This window comes from Gemmobacter fulvus (genome assembly GCF_018798885.1).
In the GTDB taxonomy this organism is placed as follows: domain Bacteria; phylum Pseudomonadota; class Alphaproteobacteria; order Rhodobacterales; family Rhodobacteraceae; genus Gemmobacter; species Gemmobacter fulvus.
On record NZ_CP076361.1, the window covers coordinates 937,591 to 962,779 of the forward strand.

Consider the following 25,189-nt stretch of genomic DNA (forward strand, 5'->3'; position numbering starts at 1 on the left):
ACAGCGGGTGAACACAGCCTGGCCATGATGCACGATACACCCCCGGTATTCACGTCACCTTTTTGAGATTTGCGGCGGCACCAACGCTTTCGTTCGGAAAAATTTTCCGTGAAAACAGCGCCTTGAGGCTGAACCCCAACAATGGCCGCCCATCGGAGCCCAGAAAAAAGGCGCCCCGCGGGGCGCCTTGTCATCACTGATCCAAGAAACTGCGCAGTTTGCGGCTGCGGCTCGGGTGCTTCAGCTTGCGCAAAGCCTTTGCCTCGATCTGGCGGATACGTTCGCGGGTCACGCTGAACTGCTGGCCTACCTCCTCCAGCGTGTGATCGGTGTTCATGCCGATGCCGAAGCGCATCCGCAGAACGCGTTCCTCGCGCGGGGTCAGGCTGGCCAGCACGCGGGTCGTGGTTTCCTTCAGGTTTTCCTGAATGGCGGAATCCAGCGGCAGGATCGCGTTCTTGTCCTCGATGAAATCGCCCAGCTGGCTGTCTTCCTCGTCCCCGATCGGGGTTTCAAGGCTGATCGGCTCCTTGGCGATTTTCATCACCTTGCGAACCTTCTCCAGCGGCATCTGCAGCTTTTCGGCCAGTTCTTCCGGCGTCGGCTCGCGGCCGATTTCATGCAGCATCTGACGGCCGGTGCGCACCAGCTTGTTGATCGTCTCGATCATATGCACCGGAATACGGATGGTGCGGGCCTGATCGGCGATGGAGCGGGTGATTGCCTGACGGATCCACCAGGTCGCATAGGTCGAGAACTTGTAGCCGCGACGGTATTCGAACTTGTCGACGGCCTTCATCAACCCGATGTTGCCTTCCTGAATAAGATCCAGGAATTGCAGACCGCGGTTGGTGTATTTCTTGGCAATCGAGATCACCAGACGCAGGTTGGCCTCGACCATTTCCTTCTTGGCCTGACGTGCCTCTTTTTCGCCTTTCTGCACCTGATTGACGATGCGGCGGAATTCGGAAATGTCGACGCCGACATATTGGCCGACCTGCGCCATATCGGCGCGCAGCTCGTCCACCTTGTCGCGGCTTTTCTCCATCAGCGCTTGCCAGCCCCGGCCCGCCTTGGCCGCCATGCGGTCGGCCCAGCCGGGATCGAGCTCGTAGCCCTGATATTCGTCGATGAATTCGCGGCGGTTGATCCGCGCGGCATCGGCCAGTTTCACCATGGCCGAGTTGATCGACATGATCTTGCGGTTGATGCCATAAAGCTGGTCGATCAGCGCTTCGATCCGGTTGTTGTGCAGATGCAGTTCGTTCACCAGCAGCACGATTTCCGAGCGCAGCTTCTGATAGATCGCCTCGTCATCCGATGTGAAGCGGCGACCGCCGCTGTTCATCGTGGCGTGCATCCGGCGATCCTGCATTTCGGCAAGGGTCTCGTAATCGCGGGCGATGACTTCCAGCGTTTCCAGCACTTTCGGGCGCAGGGCGCTTTCCATCGCGGCCAGCGACATATTGGTCGCCTCGTCATCCTCTTCGTCATCGTCGACGCGGCTGATCGGATTGCCATCGGCATCCAGCTCCGGCTCGGACGAGGCCGTGCGGCGCGGCGCGGCGCTGGCCGCTGCGGTCACATCCACCTCTTCCAGCCCGCCCAGTTCGTCATCGCCATCCAGCGACCGCCCGAAGGTCGCCTCGAGGTCGATCACGTCACGCAGCAGGATGTCTTCGTTCAGAAGTTCGTCGCGCCAGATGGTGATGGCCTGAAAGGTCAGCGGGCTTTCGCACAGGCCCGCGATCATCGTATTGCGCCCGGCCTCGATCCGCTTGGCGATGGCAATCTCGCCCTCGCGGCTCAGCAGTTCGACAGAGCCCATCTCGCGCAGATACATCCGCACCGGATCATCGGTGCGGTCCAGCGTTTCGGACGTGCCGCCCGAAACAGCCAGCTCGCGCGAGGTCGACACTTCGACCAGCTCGCCCGCGCTTTCGCCCTCTTCGGCCTCTTCACCATCGACCACATTGATGCCCATCTCGGACAGCATGGCCATGACATCCTCGATCTGTTCCGAGGACACCTGTTCCGGCGGCAGCACCGCGTTCAGCTGATCATAGGTGATGTAACCACGTTCGCGGGCGTCCGCGATCATGCGTTTCACGGCAGCCTGGCTCATGTCGAGCGAGACCTCGGCCTCCTGATCCTCGGTTTTGCCGTCGTCGGTGTCTTTAACCATGGGTACTCCTGGGCCGAATCAGTCGGGCGGTTTACGAATCAATAGCGCGAATCACGGGAGGGGGAAGGGGGCAGCGTGCGTTGCCTGTGCCTCAGCCCTTCCGCTTGACCCATATTTGGCCATCGATCAGCGATTGCAGGTGTTTTGAAAGCGCAGCACGGTCCTCTCCCATATCGCTGCTATCCTCCATATTCGATTTTTCGGCGCGTTGCTGGGCGGCAACCGCCTGCGAAACGCGCCATGTCAGGCCTTCGTCGGCCAGACCTTCCACATCCTCCATCGCCTCGGCGATTTCCTGTTCATGCCCGCGCCGCGCTTCCAGTTTGGCGAATTCTTCGGCGAGGCACATCAGCGCCAGCTCGTCATCGTCACGATTGCGGATCGGTGGGGCGATCTGGACATGGGATTGCAGCAGCAGGGTTTCAAGGGCGGGCCCGGCAGCCTGCGCCAACCTTTGGCCGCAGGTCTCGGGATCGGGATCATGGGCATGGGTCAGGATCACCTGCCGCAGCGTGACATGCAGATCATCGGTCAGGTGCAGCCGTTCCAACTGCGCCTCGAACCGGTCGATCAGGCGCGGGTGCAGCGCCAGCGTCGCCATCACCACCGACAGGCGCAGCTGTTCGGTGCTGCCCGCATCCGCCCCGGCCAGAATGGAAGCGCGCGCGCTGCCGGTCGGGCCTTCGGGGGCCGCCTTCTGGCCGCGCACGAAGGGGCCGGAGGCGCGCGATTGCGGCGGGCGGCGGCCCTGCTGGCCGAACAGCTCCCAGCGCAGGCGCTTGATGTCCTCGCCGTAATGAGCGCGGATCGACGGGTCTGCGATCCGCTTCAGCGCGGCGCGCAGCACCTTGTCCAACGCCGCCTTGCGTTCGGGGCTGTCAAACACCTTGCCTTCGGTTTCGCGCCGCCACAGCAGGTTGACCATGGGCTGCGCCTCGTCCAGCACCCGCTGCATCGCAGGCGCGCCCTGCGCCTTGATCAGGTCATCCGGGTCGAGCCCCTGCGGCAGCACCGCAAAGCGCAGCCCCTGCCCCGCCTCCAGCAGCGGCAGCGCGAGGTCGATGACCCGCAGCGCCGCACGGATACCCGCCGTATCGCCATCCAGCGCGATGATCGGCTCGGGCGCGATGCGCCACATCAGGCGCAGCTGATCCTCGGTCACTGCCGTGCCCAAAGGGGCCACCGTGGCGGTGAACCCCGCCTCGGACAGTGCGATCACATCCATATAACCTTCGGCCACCACCAGAGGCTTGCCCTTGCCCGCCGCCTCGCGCGCGGGGGCGTGGTTGAACAGGTTGCGGCCCTTGTCAAACAGCTCAGTTTCCGGCCCGTTCAGATATTTCGCCCGCGCATTGGGATCGAGCGAGCGGCCACCAAGGCTGATCGCGCGCCCACGGCCATCGCGTATCGGAAAGATGATGCGGGCGCGGAACCGGTCATATAGACTGCCATCGTCGCCCTTGGCGATCAGCCCGGTGGCCACCATCAGATCCGGCGGCACGCCCTTGGCCTTGAGCGCCGTCAGCAGCGCCACGCGGCTGTCCGGGGCCCAGCCGATTTCCCAGCGGGCCTGCGCCTCGGGCGATAGTTTGCGCCGCGCCAGATAGTCGCGCGCCGGGGCCGCATGGCCGGTTTGCAGGTTGAGCCGGAAAAACCTCACGGCCTCCTCCATCACGTCGGCCAACTGGCTGCGACGGTCGGCCTTCTGTGCCGCCTGCGGATCGCGGGCGGGCATCGGCATCCCGGCTTCGCGCGCCAGAATCTCCACCGCCTCCATGAAACCGACGTTTTCGGATTCCTTCACGAAGGTGACGGCATCGCCTTTAGCATGGCAGCCAAAACAGTAATAAAACCCTTTGCGATCATCCACATGGAACGAGGCGGACTTTTCCTGATGGAAGGGGCATGGTGCCCAGAAATCACCCTTGCCCTGATTGGACTTGCGCATATCCCACGTGACCTTGCGGCCCACGACGCCAGACAGCGAGACGCGGTTGCGCAGTTCATCGAGGAATCCGGGCGGGAGCGACATTTGTCTTATATCGGCCCTGGGGGCGGCAGAGTCCAGTGTCTGCGCAGGGCGGCAGGACTGGGGGCTTGCCCCCAGACCCCCAGGATATTTGGGCCAAGATGAAATCAGCCGAGCAGGGTATGGATCAGACGGTGGAAGGCGCGGATGCCCGGCGCAATGAGCGCATCGGGGAAATCATAATCGGGATTGTGCAGGGCGGGGGTGTGTTCGCCCGCGCCGAAATAGGCCATGGCGGCATGGGCCGCGGCACCGAAACGCCCGAAATCCTCGGAGGCGCGCAACGGCATGTCACCTGCGATCAGCGGGATGTCTTCGGCCATCAGCGCCGCACGGAACAGGCCTGTCGCGACAGGATCGTTGGTGCAGGCGGCGAAATCATCGTGCCAGCTGTGATCGAGGGTCAGGCCCTGCGCGGTGGCGATCTGCTGTGCCAGGGTGAGCGCCTCGGCGCGCAGGGCCGCCATGCCCGCATCGGTCAGCGTGCGCAGGGTGGCCCAGATTTCGGCATGGCCGGGGCTGATGCCGAAGGCGGGCGCGCCCATCTGCGCATGGGTCAGCGTCACCATCCGGAACTCCGGGGTCAGCGCCCCGCCCTGCCCCAGAGCCATCAGGCCGGGGATCAGCTGCGCCAGCGCCTGTGCCGGGCTGATGCCCTTGTGCGGCTCTGCCGCATGCGAGGTTTTGCCGGTCAGCGCCAGTTTCAGCCCGACACTGGCGCAATTGGCCGGACCTTGCTCCAGCACGACATGGCCAAGGGGCAGGCCCGGCAGATTGTGCAGGGCGAAGGCGTAATCCGGCGTGATCTGTGCAAAGCGGGGATCGGCCAGCACCGCCGCCGCCCCCGAGCCATCCTCTTCGGCGGGTTGGAACAGCAGCACCACGCGGCCCGAGGCCGGACGCTGGCGACCCAAAAGGCGGGCCAGCCCGGCCAGAATGGTGCTGTGGCCATCATGGCCGCAGAGATGCCCGGTGCCGGGGATCTGTGATCGGTGCGGCACGTCGGACAGTTCGGCAATCGGCAGCGCGTCCAGTTCCGAGCGGATCAACACCGTGGGGCCGGGCGTGGTCCCGCGATAGACCAGCGCCACGCCGTGCCCGCCGAGGTCGGTGAGGCGGTCATCCGGCTGGCTGTCGGCGGTAAAGGCCAGCACGGCGCGGGCGGTTTGCGCCTCGTGCCCCGACACTTCGGGTTGGCGGTGCAGCGCGTGGCGGAAGGCAATCAGTTCTGCCAGATCGGACGCGGCCAGCATCAGGCGATCGCCGTTCTGGCAGCGAGGCGCTGCATCGGCCCGGCAATCTCGTGCCAGGCGCTCTGCGCCATCGAGCGGAACACCATGATCTCGAAGGCCGTCTCGGTCCGCATCAGGATCGAGGCCATATGGTTGAGCGGAGCCCGCGCCGCCCTTCCCGGCGGGAAGGCGCTTTCGCGCAGATCGAGCGGGTAGAGCCGCATCAGGGCCGCGTCCGCCCCCGCCCCTTCCAGCCGCAGGCAGGCCCAGCCATCCGACTGATCAGTCAGGGCGGCGGCGGGCGTTTCCAGCACGGCATTGATCAGGAAGGCCTGATCGCGGCCCGTCCAGACGATGCGCAGATGGCCCTTGTCGGCAAAGGTATTGGGCGCGGGAAAGGCCAGGCCAAGGGGCTTCAGCGCCTTGGCCACCGCCTTGTCCTGCCCCCGGAACGGCGCAAGCGACAGCACGCTGTCCAGCACCACCTCCGACAGTGACAGCGCGCCATGGGTGATCGGCCAAAGACCGGCCAGCGGGGTTTTGGCAATGAGCTTAGGCACGCAGTTTCACCCCTTCCTTGTCATGGAACACCGGATCACAGACTTCGCAGAGCACGTCGATGCCGCGCAGATGATCCACCACGCGGATCGCCTCGCCCAGCCGCGACCGGCCGTTTTTCAGAAAGCTCAGGCCCAGCCAGGCGCCGAGCGTGGGCGAATAGCAGACCGAGGTGATATAACCCTGATCCTGCGCCCGTTCGACCGCATCGCCGGGCGTGAACAGATGCGCCCCCGCCGTAAGCGCCGCATCCGAATGGGGCTTCAACCCGACCAGCTGCTCCCGCGCGGGGCCGATCAGGCCGGAACGGGCAGCGGCGGCCTTGCCGATACAGTCTTTCTTGCCGCTGACCATCTTTTCCATGCCGATGTCATAGGCGGTCACGCGGCCATGAATCTCGGCATGGGTGATGAAACCCTTTTCGATGCGCAGCACATTCAGCGCCTCCATCCCGTAGGGGCCGCCGCCGATGGTTTCGGCCCGCGCCAGCAAATCGCGGAACAGGGCCTCGCCATAGCGGGCGGGCACCGCGATCTCATACCCTTCCTCACCCGAGAAGGAGATGCGGAACAGCCGCCCCTGCACGCCCTGCACCGTCACCTTGGCGCAGCCCATGAAGGGCAGATCGGGGTCGGGATCGAGGATGGTGTTCAGCAGCGCCCGCGCCTTCGGCCCGGCAATGGCAAATTGCGCCCAGGTTTCGGTGACCGAGATGAAGCGCAGATCCCAATCGGCACAGAAGGCCTGATGCACGAAATCCAGATGCCGCATGACCAGACCGGCAGCCGCAGTGGTGGTGGTCATCAGGAAATGCGTCTCGCCCAGCCGGGCGGTGGTGCCATCATCCAGCACCATGCCATCCTCGCGCAGCATCAGCCCATAACGCACCCGCCCCACCGGCAGGGTGCTGAAGGTGTTGCAATAGACCAGATCCAGAAAGCGCGCCGCATCCGCGCCCTGAATGTCGATCTTGCCAAGGGTAGAGACATCCGCCACGCCCACTGAACTACGCACCATGCGCACCTCCCGGTCGCAGGCCTCCCGCCATGTCGTCTCGCCGGGGCGCGGGAAATAGCTGGGGCGATACCACAGCCCCGCTTCGATCATCGGCGCGCCGCGTTCGACCGTGGCGGAATGCGAGGTCAGGAACCGCTGCGGGGCAAAGCCGCTGCCCTTGCCGCCTGCCCCCAGCGCCGCGATGGAAACCGGAGTATAGGGCGGGCGGAAGGTGGTGGTGCCGGTGCCGGGGATACTGCGCCCCGTGGCATCGGCCAGCACCGCCAGCGCCGCCACATTCGAACTCTTGCCCTGATCCGGTGCCATGCCCTGCGTGGTATAGCGTTTCATATGCTCGACACTGGCAAAGTTTTCCTGCGCGGCGAGCCGCACGTCCTTCACCGTCACATCATTGGCAAAATCGAGCCAGGCACGGCCCCAGAGGCTTTTCGCATGCGGCACCTGCCACAGCGGCTGGATCGCATAGGGCGCATCTTCGGCCACCGGCAGGCGCAGACCGGGGGCCTTGCGGCCCAGCGCCTCCAGCGCCTCGCGCGCCGCCCGCTGCCCCGAGGCAAGGCAGGCGGCAGTGGACATCAGACCCGCCGCCGATCCGGCCGGGGCCAGCCCCGGAACCGCGCCGGGGGCGGGGACAAAAGCCGACTGCGCCTCGTTCCAGACCGGGCGGCCATTCATGTGGCAGGTCAGATGCAGCGTCGGGTTCCACCCGCCCGAGATGGCAAGGCAATCGGTCTCGATCACCGCCTCGCCACCGCCATGGCGCACCGTGATATGGGTCAGCCCCTTGCGGCCACGGGTGCCGATCACCACGGCCCCGGTATAGACCGGGCAATCCTCGACCGCGCTGGCATGAGGGCGCGCGTCGATGATGGCGGCCACCTGAACCCCGGCGGCCATCAGATCCCGTGCGGTGCGGCGGGCATCCTCGTTATTGGTGAATACCGTGACACGCTTGCCGGGCGCCACCCCATAACGGTTCAGATAGCTGCGCACCGCCGAGGCCATCATGATGCCGGGCCGGTCGTTGTTTTCAAACGCCACCGGACGCTCCAGCGCCCCTGCCGCCAGAATCGCCCGTTTGGCCACGATGCGCCAGAAACATTCGCGCGGCAGATGCGGGCGGGTGGGCAGATGCAGGCCCGCGCGCTCCAAAGCGCCATAGGTGCCATGGTCATAGGCGCCGGTCACGCTGGTGCGCGGCATCAGCCGGACATTGGGCAGGTTGGCAAGTTCGGCCAGAACCTGCGCCGCCCAGTCCGCGCCGGATAGGCCGTCCAGCAGCGCAGTCTCTGCCAGCGCCCGCCCGCCCATTCGGGCATCCTCATCGGCCAGAATGACATCGGCCCCGGCGCGGCCCGCCTCCAGCGCCGCCATCAACCCGGTCGGCCCCGCGCCGATCACCAGAAGATCGCAGAAGGCAAAGGCCTTTTCATACTCCCCTTCATCCTGCTGCCGCGACAGGCTGCCCAAACCGGCCGCGCGGCGGATCAGCGGCTCATACAGGCCTTCCCAGAACGCCCGCGGCCACATGAAGGTCTTGTAATAAAAGCCCGCACTCAGGAACGGCGAGACCAGATCATTCACCGCCAGCAGATCGAAATTCAGTGACGGAAAACGGTTCTGACTGCGCGCCGCCAGCCCCTGATACAATTCCTGCACCGTGGCGCGCACATTCGGGGTGCGCTGGCGCTCCTCCAGCACTTCGACCAGCGCATTGGGCTCTTCGCTGCCCGCCGTCAGAACGCCGCGCGGGCGGTGATACTTGAAACTGCGCCCGACCAGTTTGACCCCATTGGCCAACAGCGCCGAGGCGAGCGTATCGCCGGGATGGCCAATATAGTCGCGCCCGTCAAACCGAAAGCCCAACGGGATCGTCCGGTCGATCAGACCCTTGCCTTCGATCCTCATTTGCCCCCCCCTTTCGCAGCGACCAGTTCCACCTTCATAATGTCATGGGTCACGGTGTTGCGGGTGACGGCCAGCCACTGGGCGCAGCCGCTTTCGTGATACCACAGATCGCGCGTCACCCCGGCGGGGTTGTCGCGGTTGTGCAGATACTCATCCCAGGCCTGAAGCGGTGCTTGCGGATCCGGACGGCGCAGATAGTCATCCGCACCGTAATAATAGAATTCGCGCCGGTCACGCGGGCCACAAAGGGGGCAGGTCAGACGCATGAAACGGACTCCGCTGCGGAAGGAAAAAAGGAAGATAGGGGCGCTGCCCCTCGGCCTGCGGCCTCACCCCGGGATATTTCTGCCAAGATGAATAGGCGGCTGGATTTCATCTTGGTCAAAATATCCCCGCCGGAGGCAGCAGCGGCGGGATGCGGGCGGAGGGTCAGAGGGAGGCGCATACCGGCACTCAATGCAGGTTGTGTTGGCTGCCGGTGCCTTCTTCATCCAGAAGATGGCCGGTGGCAAAACGGTCCAGGCGGAAGGCGCGTACCACCTCATGCGGCTGATCGGTGGCCATCAGATGCGCCATGCAGAAGCCTGAGGCCGGCACGGCCTTGAAGCCGCCGTAGTTCCAGCCGCAATCCAGATACAGGCCCTCGACATGGGTCCTGTCGATCACCGGAGAGCCGTCGGGTGTCATATCCATGATACCGCCCCAGGAGCGCAGCACCTTGGCACGACCGATCATCGGCATCAGCGTCATACCTGCCTCCATCACATGTTCCACCATCGGCAGGTTGCCGCGCGCGGCATAGCTGGCGTAGAAATCCAGATCGCCGCCGAAGACCAGACCGCCCTTGTCGGACTGGCTGATATAGAAATGGCCCATGCCGAAGCTGATCACATGGTCGATCACCGGCTTCAGCCCTTCGGTCACGAAGGCTTGCAGGATGTGGCTTTCGATCGGCAGGCGCAGCCCGGCCATGGCCGCGACCTGCGACGACCGGCCCGCCACCACGATGCCGACCTTTTTCGCCCGGATCGCGCCGCGCGTCGTCTGCACCCCGCGCACCACCCCGTTTTCGATGTCGATGCCGGTCACTTCGCAATTCTGGATCAGGTCCACACCGCGCTGATCGGCGGCGCGGGCATAGCCCCAGGCCACGGCATCATGCCGCGCAGTGCCGCCGCGCCGGTGCAGCAGGCCGCCGTAGATAGGAAAGCGCGTCTGCTCGAAATCGAGATAGGGCAGCAGTTTGCGCACGCCGTCGCGGTCAAGCAGTTCGGCATCATCGCCCTGATTGATCATCGCATTGCCGCGCCGGGCAAAGGCGTCGCGCTGGCCATCGGAGTGGAACAGGTTGATCAGGCCGCGCTGGCTGTGCATCACGTTGTAATTGAGATCGGCCTCCAGCCCTTCCCACAGCTTCAACGAATGGCTGTAGAATTCGCTGTTGCCGGGCAGGAAGTAATTGGCGCGCACGATCGTGGTATTGCGCCCCACATTGCCGCCGCCGAGATAGCCCTTTTCCAGCACCGCGATATTGGTCAGCCCGTGGTTCTTTGCCAGGTAATAGGCGGTCGACAGGCCATGGCCGCCGCCGCCGATGATGATCGCATCATACTCGGCTTTGGGCGCGGGGTTGCGCCAGGCAGGCCGCCAGCCGGTATTGCCGAACAGCCCCTCGGTGATGACCTTCAGCCCGGAATATCGCATGGTGCAGCCTTTTGCTTGCCGATCCGCAGGATCAGGGCCAGAGAAACGGGGATACCGACAAATATCAAGCCCTTCTGACGAAAACCTTGCCCCTGCGCGACAAATTGCGTCGCAAATCAGGGTTCGTCATGCGGACCGGCACAATGAGCGTGATCCGCCAGGCTTTCGATCACCCGGCAATCGGCGACGGCACCGCCGCCGCCGCAGTCCAGCATCCGCAGCAGCTCGGCCCGCAGCGCCGTCAGATGGAGGATGCGGCGCTCCACCTCGGCCAGCTGCGCCTGCGCGATGGCATCCGCATCGGCACAGGCTGCCTGCGGGTGGCCCGCAAGCTCCAGCAGATCGGCAATCGCGGGCAGGCCGAAGCCCAGATCCCGCGCATGGCGGATGAAGCGCAGCCGCGCCACCGCCGCCGTATCATAGAGCCGCTGATTGCCACCCGAGCGCGGTGGCACGGCCAGCAGCCCCCGCTCTTCGTAAAAGCGGATCGTGTTGACCTTCACACCGCTGTCCCGCGCCGCTTCGCCGATTGTGTAGTCGCGCATGGAAAAACCTCTTGCAGCTCCAGCGACTGTAGATGTTACGCCCCTTTGCGACAGAGACAAGTCAGACAGAGACGAGGAGCAAAGATATGTCGGCATCCTGCCACAGCCATGATGTGCGCTTTGACGGCACCAGCCCCGCCTATAGGCGGGCGCTGGTTGCGGTGATCGTGCTGAATGCCGCGATGTTCGCGGTGGAAATGACAGCAGGCGCGCTGTCGGGCAGTCGCGCGCTGCAGGCGGATGCGCTGGATTTCTGCGCCGATGCCGTGACCTATGGGCTGAGCCTTGCGGTGATCGGCATGCCACTGGCCCGGCGCGCGCGCGTGGCGCAGCTCAAGGGGCTGTCGCTGGCGGCGATGGGGCTTTGGGTGTTCGGGGCGACGCTCTGGCAGGCGCTGGCGCCCGGCCTGCCCCGCGCCGAGGTGATGGGCGCGGTGGGCCTGTTGGCGCTGGCCGCCAATCTGGCCTCGGTGCTGATCCTGATGCGCTGGCGCGACGGCGATGCCAATGTGCGCTCGGTCTGGCTGTGTTCGCGCAATGATGCGGTGGGCAATATCGCGGTGATGGGGGCGGCCGGTCTGGTGGCGCTGACCGGATCGGGCTGGCCTGACCTGATCGTGGCGGCGCTGATGGCGGGGCTGTTTCTCAGCTCAGCGGTGCAGATCCTGCGCCGCGCCGCACATGAGCGCACGGCCCCGGCCTGCGCCCATCCGCCTCATGGCTGAGGTGCGGCGGTGCGGCGGCTGATGGTCAGGACGGGTTCTACCCGCCCCTGCGGGACTGCGGCGGCGCGCGCCGGGGCCGCCGTGACGCGGGTTGCCACCAGCGACGGGCCCTTGTCTTCGGCCATCGCCGCGGCTGCCACCTGCGGCATGCCGCGCGGCGTGGTTTCCACCGCCGTCGCAATCCGGTGCAGCAGTTGGTTGTTCTCGATCATCAGGGCAACCATTCCAAACAGCGCGATCAGTAGCGCCACCCCGACCAACGCCAGAACCGTGGCGGTCAGCCCATTGCCGGTGGTGACGTAATAGGCCCCCGCGCCGACCAGAACGATCAGGGCCAGGGTCACGATCATGGCAGGAAACAGCGCGCAGAACAGGCGGGCGAAGGAAGAGGACATGGGGGCGCTCCGATGGCGGACGCGGGCGGTTAAACACCGTCCCGCGCCAAAGTCAACGCAAGCCCCCGTGACAGGGAGCCTTACAGACCCTTGGACTTGTAGGTCTGTGCCACGCGGCTGATCGACACGATATAGGCGGCCACCCGCAGATCCTCGACATCGCCGCGCCCGTGCCACACCTCGCGCATCGCCTGATAGGCGGTGCGCATCGTGTCATCGAGACCGGAGCGGACCAGTGCCAGTTCGTCAGAGCCTTGCAGAAACTTTTCCTTGAAGCCGTCACCCAGCGACCAGCCCAGATGCTGATCCGCCGACAGCCGCTCCAGTTCCTCCACCAGCAAGCGCGAGCGCGCCTCTTCGGCGCGGCGCTGCATCCGGCCAAAGCGGATATGGCTGAGGTTCTTGACCCATTCGAAATAGGACACCGTCACCCCGCCCGCATTGGCATACATGTCGGGGATGATCACCACGCCCTTCTGGCGCAGGATTTCATCGGCGCCAAAGGTGATCGGGCCATTCGCCGCCTCGACGATCAGCGGGGCCTTGATCCGGGCGGCATTTCCCTTGTGAATCACGCCCTCCATCGCCGCCGGGATCAGGATGTCACAGGCCAGTTCAAGCGCCGCCGCGCCATCCTCGGTGAACTCTGCCCCCGGATAGCCTTTGACCGTGCCGTGTTTGGCGATCCACTGGCGCACCTCTTCGACGGCCAGGCCCTTGTCATCCAGCAAGGCCCCGTCGCGTTCGATGATGGCGATGACCTTGGCACCGTCTTCTTCGCTCAGGAACTTGGCGGCATGATAGCCCACATTGCCCAGCCCCTGCACGACGATGCGCTTGCCGTCGATGTCGCCCGCAAGGCCGGCCTTGGCCTTGTCGTCCTTGTGGCGGAAGAATTCGCGCAGGGCATATTGCACGCCGCGCCCGGTGGCCTCCACCCGGCCCTGAATCCCGCCCGCATGTGGCGGCTTGCCGGTCACGCAGGCCTTGGCATTGATGTCGGTGGTGTTCATCCGGGCATATTGGTCGGCGATCCACGCCATTTCCCGTTCACCCGTGCCCATGTCGGGGGCGGGCACGTTCTGCGCCGGGTGGATCAGGTCGCGCTTGATCAACTCATAGGCAAAGCGGCGGGTGATCTGTTCCAGTTCGTGTTCGTCCCATTGCCGCGGGTCGATGCACAATCCGCCCTTGGAGCCACCAAACGGCGTTTCGACCAGCGCGCATTTATAGGTCATCAGCGCCGCCAGCGCCTCCACCTCGTCCTGATTGACGCTCATCGCATAGCGGATCCCGCCCTTGACCGGCTCCATATGTTCGGAATGGACCGAGCGATAGCCGGTGAAGGTTTCGATCTTGCCGCGCAACCGCACCCCGAATCGCACGGTATAGGTGGAGTTGCAGACCCGGATCTTCTGCTCCAGCCCGGGGCTAAGATCCATCAGGCGCACGGCCCGGTTGAACATCAGATCCACGGACTCACGGAAACTCGGCTCATTCTGCGCCAGCATTCGCATTCTCCCACAAAGGTGACGACCCTTGATCGGGTCGTTTCTCAGGCAAGCTTAGAACCGACTGCTAAAAATTTCACCACACAATGCGCGAAGCCGCCGCAGCCGTGCTGACGGTTTGGCACTGATTCGTTATCATTGTGTGAAACTGCGCGGTTCCTGCCGTATCTTTGCCGTAGTTTGACCATCTTTGGCCGGGAAACTGATTTGGTTGTTGCGACTGCGCCGACAATCCCCAGACCAGCCCGCCGCCTGTTTCCAGCATGGTCTGATTTTCCCCTAACCCTCCGTCTTGGTGCCACATTTCCGCCCTAAGTACGAATATATCATGCGCGATGATCAAGACCCGTAGCTGCCCCACAGGGATCAGCGGCCGGGCCTGTAACGAGCATTGCCACACGAGTTGCCAGGGTGGTCCGCAGAAAGGACTGAGGGATGAACACGCAAGCCAAGGGCGGCGCTGCCGCCACGGGCAGACACCATGCCATGACGCGCTTCTGGCGCCAGGAGGACGGCACCTTGCTGCCCCTCGGCATGATCATGCTGATGCTGATGGTGCTGATCGGTGGCCTTGCCATCGACATCATGCGCCACGAGGAAAAGCGGGTGCTGTTGCAGCAGACGCTGGACCGCAGCGTTCTGGCCGCAGCCAACCTCAACCAGACCCTCGATGCAACCGCCGTCGTCGAAGATTACTTCGACAAGGCCGGCATTTCTGAATACCTCTCGGGCGTTACCGTCGACGAAGGCATCAACTTTCGCGTGGTGAATGCCGAGGCCAAGGCCGATACCAACCCCTTCTTCATGCACCTGATGGGCATTGATGAATTCAACGTCGCGGCCGACAGCGGCGCAGAAGAGCGTATCTCCAACGTCGAAGTGTCGCTGGTGCTGGATATCTCCGGCTCCATGGATGGCTCGCGCATCAACAACCTGCGGCCTGCGGCCCGCGACTTCGTCGATACCATCCTTGCCAATTCCGAACCTGGCAAAGCCACCATCTCGATCATTCCCTACAGCGCGCAGGTCAATCTGGGCAAACCGCTGATGGATCAGTTCAATGTGGCTGATCTGCACACCAACTCTTATTGCATGGAACTGCCGGACAGTGCCTTTACCACCACCGGCCTGTCCCGCACCACGGCCTATATCCACAACGGCCACTTCGATCCCTTCGCGGGCACAAGCACCGCGCCGTCGACCTTCAACTGCACCCATCACGCTGCCAATCAGGTGCTTGCGCTGAGCGACAGTGCAACCGCGCTGAAAGGCAAGATCAACGGGCTTGTAGTAGGCGGCAACACCTCGATCGACCTTGGCGTGAAATGGGGCGCGCTGCTTCTGGATCCGACGGCAGGTCCGGTGATTGACGGCTTGATCAATCAGGGAAAGGTATCCGCCGCATATTCCGACCGGCCGTTGCAGCGTGACACCGGCGACACGCTGAAGGTTCTGGTGGTGATGACTGACGGTGAAAACACCACGGAATATACCCTGACCTCCGCCTATCGCTCTGGCAGTTCCAACGTGTGGCGGTCGTCGGGTGGCACTTTCTATGCCTTCCATGACCGGTCGAATACGAGCTCGGATTATTACAACATATCAACCGGCAACTGGTCCACCAAACCGTCGGGCGTCAGCAACTGGACGTGGCCGCAAGTGTTTACCACCTATTCGGTCAACTACGTCGCCTATAACTTCTTTGCCCGCCCGCTCGGCCAAAGCACGTCGACATGGTTCAACAATATCACCGACTCGGTTTCTTCGACCAAGAACAGCCGGATGCAGCAGGTCTGCACCGCGGCCAAGTCTGCGGGCATCGTGGTCTATGGCATCGCCTTCGAGGCGCCGTCGAACGGCCGGGTGCAGATTCAGAACTGCGCCACCTCGGATGCGCATTACTTTTCGGCCACCGGGCTTGAAATCCAGACCGTGTTCCGCTCCATCGCCAACCAGATCAGCTATCTGAGGCTCACGCAATGATACGTGCAGTGCGGGCGTTCTGTGCCGCCCGCCTCCGCCGCTTCCGGCGCGAGGATGGAACGGCAAGTATCGAATTTGTCCTGATGATCCCGGTGTTCATGTCGGTATTCATGGCCTCGTTTGAAACCGGGGTGATGATGGTGCGGCAAACCATGCTGGACCGCGCGCTGGATATTGCCATGCGCGATCTGCGTCTGGGCCATCTGGGCGAAACGCCCACCCATGACGAGCTGAAGGCCGCCATCTGCGACCGCGTGGTGTTCCTGACCGAATGCAGCAGCACCCTGAAGGTGGACATGCAGCAGGTGGATACAACGACCTGGATCATGCCTGCGGGCGGGGTGGTCTGCCGTGACCGGGCCGAACCGATTGACCTGCCGCTGGCCATCAACCCCGAGTCCGGTGCCCGCAGCGAAATGATGATCGTGCGCGCCTGCGCACGGGCCGACGCGCTGTTCCCTTCGACCGGCGTTGCCCTTGGCCTGTCGCAAGACGGCATGGGCGGCTATCGTCTGGTCGCGGCCTCGGCCTTCGTGAATGAACCGTGAGGCAGATATGAGCACGCCCGCCCGGCACATCGCCCGCCTGTCCCCCCTTCGCCTGTTGCGCCGGTTTCTGCGCCGCGAGGATGGATCGGTGCTGGTGGAGGGTTTGCTGATCCTGCCCATGCTGCTTTGGGCGGCCTTCGGCCTCTATGTCTATTGGGATGCTTACAAAAGCATCAATCAGGTGCAGAAAACCACCTTCACGGTGGCCGATGCCTTTTCGCGGCTTCAGGTCAATGCCGACGTGACCTATGCCAATGGCATGGAAACGCTGATGGCCTTCCTGCTGCCCGGCGATGAACAGCCACGCCTGCGCTTTACCAGCGTGATGTGGGTCGCGGCCAGAAACCGCTTCGAGGTGCAATGGTCCTGCTCGCTCGATCAGGCGGCCCTGCCCCGGCTGACCACGACAACCGTGCAGGACTATGCCGACAAGATGCCCACCACCGCCAATGCCGACACCTTGCTGCTGGTGGAAAGCGAAGTGGATTTCACGCCGGTGTTCGATGTGGGCATCAATGACCTGACGATCCGGCAGTTCGTGGCCACCCGCCCGCGTTTTGTGACGGCGGTGAACTTCAACAATCCGGGCGGCTGCACCTGATCAGGCACAGCCTCAGGGCTGCGCCAGCGCCCCCACCGATTTCAGCGCCATATCGGCATAGATCGCCTCGACATCGTGGCGGCGCAGACGCCCCCCCTCGCGATACCAGTTCGTCACCCCGGTCAGCATGGCAATCAGCGCCATGGTCGCAAGTTTGCTGTCGGGGATGCTGAACTGCCCGGCGCGGTGGCCTGCGCGCAGAATATCCTCCAGCACATCCTCATAGCGCCGCCGCAGGGCCTCGATCTCGGCGAATTGCGCCGGTTCAAGGTTGCGCAATTCCATATAGGCGATGAACACCGCGTCGGGCCGTTCGATGTGATAGCCGATGTGAAACCGGGCAAACTGCGCCAGCCGATCTGCCGGGCTGGGCTGCGGCGGCAGGGCGGCCGTTGCCGCCAGCAGGCTTTCCAGATGGTCGCGCATCAGATCGGCCAGCAGGCTCTGCTTGTCGGGGGTGTAAAGATACAGCGCCCCCGCCTGCACCCCCACCTCGGCGGCGATCTGGCGCATCGAGACGGCGGCATAGCCGTGCCGGGCGAACAGATGCTGGGCCGCGGCGCGGATGCGCGGGCCGGTGATTTCGGAATGAGAGCCGGTCTTGCGTGCCATGGGCCCATGCTATCTGAACAGGCGTTCAGTTCAACCCCATGCGCTTGCAACCGCATCTTGCCGGGGGCGCGATGCTGGCTGTATGGTCGGCCACGCCCCGCGCGCGCCCCAAGCGAGAGATCAATGCCGCACCGTTTTGCCATGCTGTTCTGCCTCGCCCTTGCGGCCTGCGCCGAAATGCCCGATCTCGCCCTGCCTGCGGCCCCGGCCAGTGGCGCGGCGCCGCGCATCCTGCCGCTGGATGATCTGGTGGCGCAGGCGCGTCTGGATCCGCCGGGAACCGCCGTTGCCGCCCCTGCCCCGCTGATGGGCCGGGCGGCAGCCCTGCGCGCCCGTGCCGCCGCCATGCGCGGCCCGGTCAATGATCCGGCCACCCGCGCCCGGCTGGCCGCCGCCATCGACGCGCGCGGCTGAGCCTGTAGCCGCCAGCCCTGCCTGTGGCTGATTGCACCGCGCGCGCAGGCAGGCTAACAGACTTGCAAGCAAAAACGGAGATTATCATGGTTGCGCCTCTGCGTCTCGGGCTGGCCGGTCTTGGCACCGTCGGCATCGGAGTGGTGAAGATTGTCCAGCGTCATGCGGACCTCATCACCACCCGCACCGGGCGTCCTGTGGTGATTACCGCCGTCTCTGCCCGCGACCGCCAGAAAAACCGCGATGCGGATCTGTCTGCCTATGCCTGGGAAACTGATCCTGTCGCTTTGGCGCAGCGCGACGACGTGGATGTGTTCATTGAGGTGATGGGCGGCCATGACGGCCCGGCCCGGGCCGCAACCGAAGCCGCGATTGCGGCGGGCAAGGATGTGGTTACCGCGAACAAGGCGCTGCTAGCGCATCACGGTCAGGCCCTTGCCGAAGCCGCCGAAGCCGCAGGCCGGGTGATCCGCTTCGAGGCCGCCGTGGCCGGCGGTATCCCCGTCATCAAGGCGCTGACCGAAGGCCTTGCCGCCAATGGCATCAAACGCGTGATGGGCGTGATGAACGGCACCTGCAACTACATCCTGACCCGGATGCAAAGCGCGGGCCTGCCCTATGAGGTGGTGTTCGAGGAGGCCCGGCAACTGGGCTATCTGGAGGCCGATCCCAACCTTGACGTGGGGGGCATCGACGCGGGCCACAAGCTCAGCCTGTTGGCCGCCATCGCCTTTGGCACCAAGGTCAGCTTTGACGCGGTAGAGCTGGAGGGCATCGGTGCCGTGTCGATCGACGACATCCGCCATGCCGAGGACATGGGCTATCGCATCAAGCTGCTGGGTGTGGCGCAACTGTCTGGCCGTGGACTGGAACAGCGCATGACCCCCTGCCTTGTGCCCAGCGCCAGCCCCTTGGGCCAGTTGCAGGGTGGCACCAATATGGTGGTGCTGGAAGGCGATTCCGTCGGCCAGATCGTGCTGCGCGGCCCCGGCGCCGGGGAAGGCCCGACCGCCAGCGCCGTGATGGCAGATGTGCTGGACATTGCGCGCGGCATCCGCCTGCCGACCTTTGGCCAACCCGCCGCCACGCTGGCGACGCCGATTGCCGCGAAATCGGCAACGCCCGCGCCCTATTACCTGCGCATGACCCTGCTGGACAAACCCGGCGCGCTGGCCAAGATCGCCACCTGTCTGGGCGAGGCGGGCATCTCCATCGACCAGATGCGCCAGATCAACCAGCCGGGCGACGAGGATGATGACGCCATCGTGCTGTTCGTCACCCACAAGGCCGCCCCCGCCGACATCAGCCATGCCCTGTCGCATTTCGCGGCGACCGGGGTTCTGGTCGGCGATCCTGTCGCCATCCGCATCGAAGAGGTCTGATCCAGACCCGCTTGAAGGCTTGGCCAGATCGTTTCGCAGCCGAAACGGTTTGGCCTGGCCCTGTTAGCGCCAACATACTTGTTGCCCCCGCCTGCCCCCGATATGGGAAGGGGCAAAGCCATTCACCGGACAGGGACAATATCATGGCCGACGCCAAGGAATTTCAGGATCGTATGCTTTCGCTGGGCCTTGCCCGCGTATCCGAGGCGGCAGCCCTTGCCTCGGCCAAGCTGATCGGTCGCGGCAATGAAAAAGCCGCCGATCAGGCCGCCGTCAATGCGATGCGCGACCAGCTCAACCTGCTCGACATCGCCGGTGTGGTGGTGATCGGTGAAGGCGAGCGGGACGAGGCCCCGATGCTGTTCATCGGTGAAGAGGTCGGCACCGGCAAAGGCCCGGCGGTCGACATCGCGCTGGACCCGCTGGAAGGCACCACGCTGACCGCGAAAGACATGCCGAACGCGCTGACCGTGATCGCCATGGCCCCGCGCGGCACCATGCTGCACGCGCCGGATGTGTATATGGAAAAGCTGGCCATCGGGCCGGGCTTTGCCCCCGATACCGTGACGATGGAAATGTCTCCGGCAGAGCGGGTTCACGCGCTGGCCAAGGCCAAGGGCTGCGAGGCCGCGGACATCACCGTGTGTATTCTGGAACGTCCGCGCCACGAGGATCTGATTGCCGAAGTCCGCTCCACCGGGGCGGCGATCCGGCTGATCACCGATGGTGATGTGGCGGGCGTCATCCACTGCGCTGAAAGCGAAACCACCGGGATCGACATGTATATGGGCTCGGGCGGCGCGCCCGAGGGCGTGCTGGCGGCAGCGGCGCTGAAGTGCATGGGCGGTCAGATCTATGGCAAGCTGCTGTTCCGCAACGATGACGAACGTGGCCGCGCCGCCAAGGCGGGGATCACCGATCTGAACCGCGTCTATACTCGCGACGAAATGGTCACCGCCGATGTAATCTTTGCCGCAACCGGCGTGACGCAAGGCTCGATCCTGAAAGGCATCCAGACCGAGCCGGGCTGGATGACCACCGAAACCCTGCTGATGCGGTCGAAAACCGGATCCGTGCGGCGGATGAGCTATCGCAGCCCGGTGAAGTGACCCTGCACTCACCGCAGCCAAAGGCCCCCGGCGACGGGGGCTTTTTTATGCCCGCTCCCCTGCCCGCCCCAAAAGCAAACGGCCCGGAGCAGAAACTCCGGGCCGGGATCAGATCCGATATACAAGCGGTTCAGCGCCGACGGTCGCGCCGCGCGCTCATCGGCTGGAACGCCACCCCGACATGCGCGTCGCAATAGGGTTTGCCCGCCTGCGACGGCAGGCCACAGAACCAGAAATCCTCGGTCGCAGGATCGCCGATCGGCCATTTGCAGGTGCGTTCGGTCAGTTCCATCAGCGTCAGCCGCTTGGCGCGCTTTTCCACTTCGCGCACCGAGGCCAGCGCCTCGGGGCTGATCTCATTGGCCGAAGGCTGCGGCGGCAGCGGCTGGCCTGCCGGAATGATCGCCTTGCGCAGCGGGATCGGCGCGACACCCGTGTTGCTGGCCACGGTCGCAGCGGGTTGCGACGGCGCACGGTCCGGCACCACGCGCGGCTCGGGCGCACGCGGGGCGGCGGCAACGGGTTCGGGCGTGGGTTTCACCGGCTCGGCGCGGGCTGCCGGGGCCTCCATCACCTCGTCTTCGTCTTCCTTGCCGCCCGTGCCGCCGACGCGGTTCGACAGACCCAGACGATGCACCTTGCCGATCACGGCGTTGCGCGTCACACCGCCAAGCTCTTTGGCGATCTGGCTTGCGCTCTGGCCTTCGGCCCACATCTTCTTGAGCGTCTCGACGCGCTCGTCGGTCCAGGACATGCTACTCTCCGGCTAGGATTTCCCGCAGGCCATCGGGGCCGGGGTTGGGCGCTATTTTACCTGCCCCTGCCGCAGATACAAGCGCCGAGCGTGACCTGTCGCGCAGCGGCAGCGCAGTTCAGTCCAGCCGGAACAGCTTGTCGCGCGCCGTGGCCCCGCGCAGCAGGGTCAGCCGGGTTTTCGCCACCCCCAGCGCCTCGGCCAGCAGATCCTGCACGGCGCGGTTGGCGCGGCCATCCTCGGGCACCACCGTCACATAGGCGCGCAGCCCATCCGCATCACGGATCAACGCATTGCGCGAGGCGCGCGGCGTCACCCGCAACGCAAATTCCGCCCCCGGCAACGCCAGCGCGCGCAGATCGGTCAGCGGCGGCTTGGCCATGGCTCAGCTGCGCAGCCCGGTCTCTTCCAGCAGACCCATGCGCTTTGCCTCGTAATAATAGCCGCGCGAATACCAGCCGACCGCGCGGTCATGGTGCCCGCGCGATACCAGATAGGCCCCGCGCAGATATTTCACCCCGTATTTCAGGTTGGTCTCGGCATCCAGAAGGCTTTCGGGCGATCCACGATGGCCCATGGTCCGCGCCGTCTGCGGCAGGATCTGCATCAATCCGTAATAGGGGCCATTGCGCGCCCCCGGATTGTAGCCGCTTTCACGTTTGACGACCCGATGCACCAGCTTTTCCGGCACATCATATTCCTGCGCATATTTGCGGATCAGCCGGTTCACCTCGGCCGAGCCTTCCGGCCCGCTGGGGCGCTTGGCCTCGGGGGTGCGCTTGCGGCCACAGGCGGCCACAAGCGCCACGAACGACAGGCCCATCAGGCTGCGGCGGGTAAGAAGGGTCATGGGGCAGGCTCCGATCCGATTTCCCCTGTGATAGCCAGTTGCGCGCAGGTGCGAAAGCCCCCGGCATGGCGCGGATGCAGGCTGCCGCCTATGGCGCAACCCTGCCCCGCGATTTCCGGCGGCACGGGCTTCCCCCGGGCCGCGCCCGCGCCTATCTTGCGGCGGCGGCACGCAATGCCGTGCCGCCAAGGACTGACCGATGCCCAACCCGAACCCTGCCGCGCTGGACTTTCTGCTGACCCGCCGCTCCCGCCCGGCCAAGACCCTGTCACTGCCGGTGCCCACCCCGGCAGAGCTGACCCCGATCCTGACCGCCGCCCTGCGGGTGCCCGATCATGGCAAGCTGGAACCCTGGCGGCTACTGGTGCTGACGCGCCCGGCAATGATCCGGCTGGCCGATCTGGCCGAAGCCCGCGCCCGCGCCACCGGCGGCACCGAGGAACGGATCGCCAAGGGCCGGGGGCAGTTCGATCAGGGCAATCTGGCGGTTGTGGTGATCGCCAGCCCCAAGGCGCAGGACAAGGTGCCCGAAATTGAACAGATCCTGTCGGCGGGGGCGGCCTGCCTTGGCCTTGTGAACGCCGCGCTGGCGGCAGGCTGGGGCGCGTGCTGGCTGACAGGCTGGGTCAGCCATGATCGCGGCTTTGCAGAACCCGCCTTTGGCCTTGCGCCGCAGGAAACCGTGGCGGGCATCGTGCATATCGGCACCGAAACCACGCCACCGCCAGACCGGCCCCGCCCAGACATTGCCCGCCTGACCCAATGGATCACGGAGTAAGCCGATGATTTTCAGTGATTTTGGCAAGGCGCTTGGCCAGATCGGCGACCCGCGCTTTCGCCGGGTGCTGTTGCTGGGTCTGGCCCTGACCATTGCCCTGCTGATCGGGGTCTATGCCGGAACGCTGGCGCTGATCGAATGGTTCGCGCCAGCTTCGGTCGAGATCCCGTTTGTCGGGCCGGTGGGCGGTCTGGACACGTTGCTGTCCATCGGATCGGTGCTGCTGATCACCGGCCTGTCGGTGTTCCTGATGATGCCGGTGGCCGCGCTGTTTTCAGGGCTGTTCATGGAGGATGTGGTGCAGGCGGTCGAGGATCGCCATTATGCCGCCCTGCCCCCCGCGCCGCGCCTGAAACTGTCAGACAGCCTAATCGACGCGCTGAACTTCTTTGGCCTGCTGATCGCGGCCAACCTGTTTGCGCTGGCGCTTTATCCCTTTGCCGGGCCGTTGATCCCGGTGGTGTTCTGGGCGGTGAACGGCTTTCTGCTGGGCCGTGAATATTTCACGCTGGTGGCCATGCGCAGGCTCGGGCGTCAGGGGGCAAAGGCGCTGCGCCGCCGTCACAGCGCCGCCATCTGGATCGCAGGCACGCTGATGGCGGCCCCGCTGTCCATTCCGCTGCTCAATCTGGTGATCCCGGTGCTGGGAGTTGCCACCTTCACCCATATGTTCCACCGCCTGAACCGCGCGCAGGGCTGAGACGGGCAAAGGGGGCACCTGCCCCCTTAGTCTACCTGCCCCAGCGGGGCCGGGCCCATGCGCCCCATGAAATCAATGTCGCGCACGCTCAGGATGCCGCTGGTGATGAACCAGATCAGCCCGACCCAGACCACCAGCGTGATCAGCGTGGTAATCCTGGCCTTCTTGCCCACCAGATGATCCGCAGGCGCCGATTTCGGCGTGCCCGGCACCACATCGCCATGATCCGCCTGCGCGGTGAACCGGATGGGAAGCACAACAAAAAACACCATGAACCAGGTCACGGCAAACAGGATGAGGGCGGCGGTGATGGTCATGGCTCAGACCTGTTCCAGTTCCACCAGACAGCCATTGAAATCCTTGGGATGCAGGAACAACACCGGCTTGCCATGCGCGCCGATCTTCGGCTCGCCCGAACCAAGCACCCGCGCGCCCGAGGCTTTCAGCGTGTCGCGCGCCGCCAGGATGTCATCGACCTCATAGCAGATGTGATGGATGCCGCCTGCCGGGTTCTTGTCCAGAAACCCTTGGATCGGCGAGTTTTCTCCCAGCGGATACAGCAGTTCGATCTTGGTGTTCGGCAGGTCGATGAACACCACGGTCACGCCATGATCCGGCTCGTGCTGCGGCTCACGCACCGAAGCGCCCAGCGTGTTGCGGTATTGCGCACTTGCCGCCTCAAGATCCGGCACGGCAATTGCCACATGGTTCAAACGTCCGATCATTTCTGCGCTCTCCTCTGCCGGGTCCGAGTTGGGTCTGTCTGCGGCAAGGCGGGCCAAAGCCTTGCGCGCATTGCTTATGCGGTGTCGGGCCTGATCCCGCAAGAGGGGCTTCGGTCGCAGGCCCTGCCACAGGTCTGCGGGCATTAGCGGGTCGTTAGGGGTTTTCTGCGCTACTGATGCGACAGCCAAGGAGGCCTTATGCCAGCGCCAACCGCATCCGCCGTTCACCTGCCGCCGGCTCTGCCGATCACCGATATGGCCCTGATGGCCCGATCACCGCTGCGCGGGTTGACCATTCTTGCGGTGGAGGACAGCCGTTTCGCCTGCGACGCGCTGCGCCTGCTGTGCCAGCGCTCCGGTGCACGGCTCCGGCGGGCCGAGACATTGCAGGCCGCACGGGCGCATCTGCGGCTCTACCGGCCCGATGTGGTGCTGGCGGATATGGGCCTGCCCGACGGGCGCGGCGAGGATCTGATCCGGGATCTGGCGGCGCTGGCGCGACCGCGCCCGGTGATTCTGGGCATCAGCGGCGCGCCAGAGCGTTGCGCCACCGCGATGGCGGCGGGGGCCGACGGGTTTCTGGGCAAGCCGTTTCCCGGCCCTGCGGCGTTTCAGGCCAGCCTGCTGGCGCTGCTGCCAGGTCGCAACGGAAGGGCCTGCATGGACGATGGCGATGCGCCTGCCGCCGATCCGCTGGCGCTGCGCGACGATCTGGCCCATGCCGCCGCCCTGCTGGCCGCACACCCGACCGGCAGCGTGGCGGACTATGTCAGCTGCTTTGTGCTGGGTGTGGCACGCACGGCAGGGGATGTGCCGCTGGCAACTGCCGTCGACAAGGCAGATCTTGCCGAGTTGCTGGCGGCGCGGCTGGCCACACCGCCTGCCCAGCTGATTGCCCCGCGCCCCGCAGATTAGCCCCGTGAC

General features: G+C 64.9%; 26 protein-coding genes. 10 read left to right on the top strand and 16 right to left on the bottom strand.

The features are described from left to right. Window positions 1-193: 193 nt before the first annotated feature. The 8 genes from rpoD to KM031_RS04665 form a co-directional block, all read right to left on the bottom strand. Entirely contained in the window at window positions 194-2,185 is a 1,992-nt protein-coding gene (rpoD, locus tag KM031_RS04630; protein WP_215503378.1) for an RNA polymerase sigma factor RpoD, read from the bottom strand. A 91-nt stretch (window positions 2,186-2,276) separates the two neighbouring features. Further along, window positions 2,277-4,217, bottom strand: a complete 1,941-nt coding sequence (gene dnaG / locus KM031_RS04635) for a DNA primase (RefSeq protein ID WP_215503379.1) — start codon at window positions 4,215-4,217, stop codon at window positions 2,277-2,279. 104 nt (window positions 4,218-4,321) lie between these two features. Next, window positions 4,322-5,467, bottom strand: a complete 1,146-nt coding sequence (locus tag KM031_RS04640) for an amidohydrolase (RefSeq protein WP_215503380.1) — start codon at window positions 5,465-5,467, stop codon at window positions 4,322-4,324. Beyond that, window positions 5,467-6,006 carry a sarcosine oxidase subunit gamma gene (locus KM031_RS04645; RefSeq protein ID WP_215503381.1) on the bottom strand — a complete coding sequence of 180 codons (540 nt, stop codon included), beginning with the start codon at window positions 6,004-6,006 and terminating at the stop codon, window positions 5,467-5,469. The genes KM031_RS04640 and KM031_RS04645 overlap by 1 nt, the downstream gene beginning before the upstream one ends. Next, window positions 5,999-8,929, bottom strand: coding sequence for a sarcosine oxidase subunit alpha family protein (locus KM031_RS04650; protein WP_215503382.1), 2,931 nt, complete (start codon window positions 8,927-8,929; stop codon window positions 5,999-6,001). Before KM031_RS04650 ends, KM031_RS04645 begins: the two co-directional genes overlap by 8 nt. After that, a complete protein-coding gene (locus tag KM031_RS04655; protein ID WP_215503383.1) occupies window positions 8,926-9,195 on the bottom strand; it encodes a sarcosine oxidase subunit delta in 270 nt (89 codons plus the stop codon). The genes KM031_RS04650 and KM031_RS04655 overlap by 4 nt, the downstream gene beginning before the upstream one ends. Before the next feature lie 187 nt (window positions 9,196-9,382). Beyond that, window positions 9,383-10,633 carry a sarcosine oxidase subunit beta family protein gene (locus KM031_RS04660; RefSeq protein WP_215503384.1) on the bottom strand — a complete coding sequence of 417 codons (1,251 nt, stop codon included), beginning with the start codon at window positions 10,631-10,633 and terminating at the stop codon, window positions 9,383-9,385. A 116-nt stretch (window positions 10,634-10,749) separates the two neighbouring features. After that, window positions 10,750-11,178: a MerR family transcriptional regulator gene (locus KM031_RS04665; RefSeq protein WP_215503385.1), complete on the bottom strand. Its 429-nt coding sequence runs from the start codon at window positions 11,176-11,178 to the stop codon at window positions 10,750-10,752. A gap of 86 nt (window positions 11,179-11,264) precedes the next feature. Between KM031_RS04665 and KM031_RS04670 the strand changes: the two genes are divergently transcribed. Further along, the gene (locus KM031_RS04670; protein ID WP_215503386.1) at window positions 11,265-11,903 is read left to right on the top strand and encodes a cation efflux transmembrane domain-containing protein; all 639 of its coding nucleotides are present in this window, start codon (window positions 11,265-11,267) and stop codon (window positions 11,901-11,903) included. Here the strand turns inward: KM031_RS04670 and KM031_RS04675 are convergent. Both KM031_RS04675 and KM031_RS04680 read right to left on the bottom strand, forming a co-directional pair. After that, on the bottom strand, window positions 11,894-12,298 hold the full coding sequence (locus tag KM031_RS04675) for a hypothetical protein (RefSeq protein WP_215503387.1): 405 nt from the start codon (window positions 12,296-12,298) through the stop codon (window positions 11,894-11,896). The genes KM031_RS04670 and KM031_RS04675 overlap by 10 nt on opposite strands. A gap of 80 nt (window positions 12,299-12,378) precedes the next feature. Continuing rightward, a complete protein-coding gene (locus KM031_RS04680) occupies window positions 12,379-13,809 on the bottom strand; it encodes a Glu/Leu/Phe/Val family dehydrogenase (protein WP_370879083.1) in 1,431 nt (476 codons plus the stop codon). 435 nt (window positions 13,810-14,244) lie between these two features. Here KM031_RS04680 and KM031_RS04685 point away from each other — a divergent pair, with 435 nt between their 5' ends. The 3 genes from KM031_RS04685 to KM031_RS04695 are packed head-to-tail and all read left to right on the top strand — an operon-like array spanning window position 14,245 to window position 16,941. Beyond that, entirely contained in the window at window positions 14,245-15,792 is a 1,548-nt protein-coding gene (locus KM031_RS04685) for a VWA domain-containing protein (RefSeq protein WP_215503388.1), read from the top strand. Next, window positions 15,789-16,340, top strand: coding sequence for a TadE/TadG family type IV pilus assembly protein (locus KM031_RS04690; RefSeq protein WP_215503389.1), 552 nt, complete (start codon window positions 15,789-15,791; stop codon window positions 16,338-16,340). Before KM031_RS04685 ends, KM031_RS04690 begins: the two co-directional genes overlap by 4 nt. 7 nt (window positions 16,341-16,347) lie before the next feature. Continuing rightward, window positions 16,348-16,941 carry a TadE/TadG family type IV pilus assembly protein gene (locus KM031_RS04695; RefSeq protein ID WP_215503390.1) on the top strand — a complete coding sequence of 198 codons (594 nt, stop codon included), beginning with the start codon at window positions 16,348-16,350 and terminating at the stop codon, window positions 16,939-16,941. Between the two features lie 12 nt (window positions 16,942-16,953). Here KM031_RS04695 and KM031_RS04700 read toward each other — a convergent pair whose 3' ends face one another. Continuing rightward, on the bottom strand, window positions 16,954-17,553 hold the full coding sequence (locus KM031_RS04700; protein ID WP_215503391.1) for a TetR/AcrR family transcriptional regulator: 600 nt from the start codon (window positions 17,551-17,553) through the stop codon (window positions 16,954-16,956). A gap of 123 nt (window positions 17,554-17,676) precedes the next feature. Between KM031_RS04700 and KM031_RS04705 the strand changes: the two genes are divergently transcribed. The 3 genes from KM031_RS04705 to glpX all read left to right on the top strand — a co-directional run bounded on the left by KM031_RS04705 (window position 17,677) and on the right by glpX (window position 20,458). Further along, on the top strand, window positions 17,677-17,967 hold the full coding sequence (locus KM031_RS04705; protein WP_215503392.1) for a hypothetical protein: 291 nt from the start codon (window positions 17,677-17,679) through the stop codon (window positions 17,965-17,967). 86 nt (window positions 17,968-18,053) lie between these two features. Further along, on the top strand, window positions 18,054-19,349 hold the full coding sequence (locus KM031_RS04710) for a homoserine dehydrogenase (protein WP_215503393.1): 1,296 nt from the start codon (window positions 18,054-18,056) through the stop codon (window positions 19,347-19,349). Between the two features lie 143 nt (window positions 19,350-19,492). After that, window positions 19,493-20,458: a class II fructose-bisphosphatase gene (glpX, locus tag KM031_RS04715; protein ID WP_215503394.1), complete on the top strand. Its 966-nt coding sequence runs from the start codon at window positions 19,493-19,495 to the stop codon at window positions 20,456-20,458. 130 nt (window positions 20,459-20,588) lie between these two features. Here glpX and KM031_RS04720 read toward each other — a convergent pair whose 3' ends face one another. From KM031_RS04720 to KM031_RS04730, 3 genes are all read right to left on the bottom strand, one after another. Further along, the gene (locus KM031_RS04720) at window positions 20,589-21,212 is read right to left on the bottom strand and encodes a GcrA family cell cycle regulator (protein WP_215503395.1); all 624 of its coding nucleotides are present in this window, start codon (window positions 21,210-21,212) and stop codon (window positions 20,589-20,591) included. A gap of 118 nt (window positions 21,213-21,330) precedes the next feature. Then, window positions 21,331-21,594, bottom strand: coding sequence for a DUF167 domain-containing protein (locus KM031_RS04725; protein ID WP_215503396.1), 264 nt, complete (start codon window positions 21,592-21,594; stop codon window positions 21,331-21,333). A gap of 3 nt (window positions 21,595-21,597) precedes the next feature. Further along, window positions 21,598-22,062: a transglycosylase SLT domain-containing protein gene (locus KM031_RS04730; RefSeq protein WP_215503397.1), complete on the bottom strand. Its 465-nt coding sequence runs from the start codon at window positions 22,060-22,062 to the stop codon at window positions 21,598-21,600. A 199-nt stretch (window positions 22,063-22,261) separates the two neighbouring features. Between KM031_RS04730 and KM031_RS04735 the strand changes: the two genes are divergently transcribed. Then, complete coding sequence (locus KM031_RS04735; protein WP_215503398.1) at window positions 22,262-22,840, top strand: nitroreductase family protein; 579 nt, start codon at window positions 22,262-22,264, stop codon at window positions 22,838-22,840. A 7-nt stretch (window positions 22,841-22,847) separates the two neighbouring features. Continuing rightward, window positions 22,848-23,540 (top strand): EI24 domain-containing protein, encoded by a 693-nt coding sequence (locus KM031_RS04740; protein WP_215503939.1) that lies wholly within the window; start codon window positions 22,848-22,850, stop codon window positions 23,538-23,540. Between the two features lie 26 nt (window positions 23,541-23,566). On the opposite strand, the gene KM031_RS04745 is transcribed toward KM031_RS04740, so the two are convergent. Both KM031_RS04745 and mce read right to left on the bottom strand, forming a co-directional pair. Then, complete coding sequence (locus tag KM031_RS04745; protein ID WP_215503399.1) at window positions 23,567-23,857, bottom strand: DUF1467 family protein; 291 nt, start codon at window positions 23,855-23,857, stop codon at window positions 23,567-23,569. A gap of 3 nt (window positions 23,858-23,860) precedes the next feature. Continuing rightward, window positions 23,861-24,265, bottom strand: a complete 405-nt coding sequence (mce, locus tag KM031_RS04750; protein ID WP_215503400.1) for a methylmalonyl-CoA epimerase — start codon at window positions 24,263-24,265, stop codon at window positions 23,861-23,863. Window positions 24,266-24,463: 198 nt separating this feature from the next. Here mce and KM031_RS04755 point away from each other — a divergent pair, with 198 nt between their 5' ends. After that, the gene (locus KM031_RS04755) at window positions 24,464-25,180 is read left to right on the top strand and encodes a response regulator (protein ID WP_215503401.1); all 717 of its coding nucleotides are present in this window, start codon (window positions 24,464-24,466) and stop codon (window positions 25,178-25,180) included. Window positions 25,181-25,189: the final 9 nt, after the last annotated feature.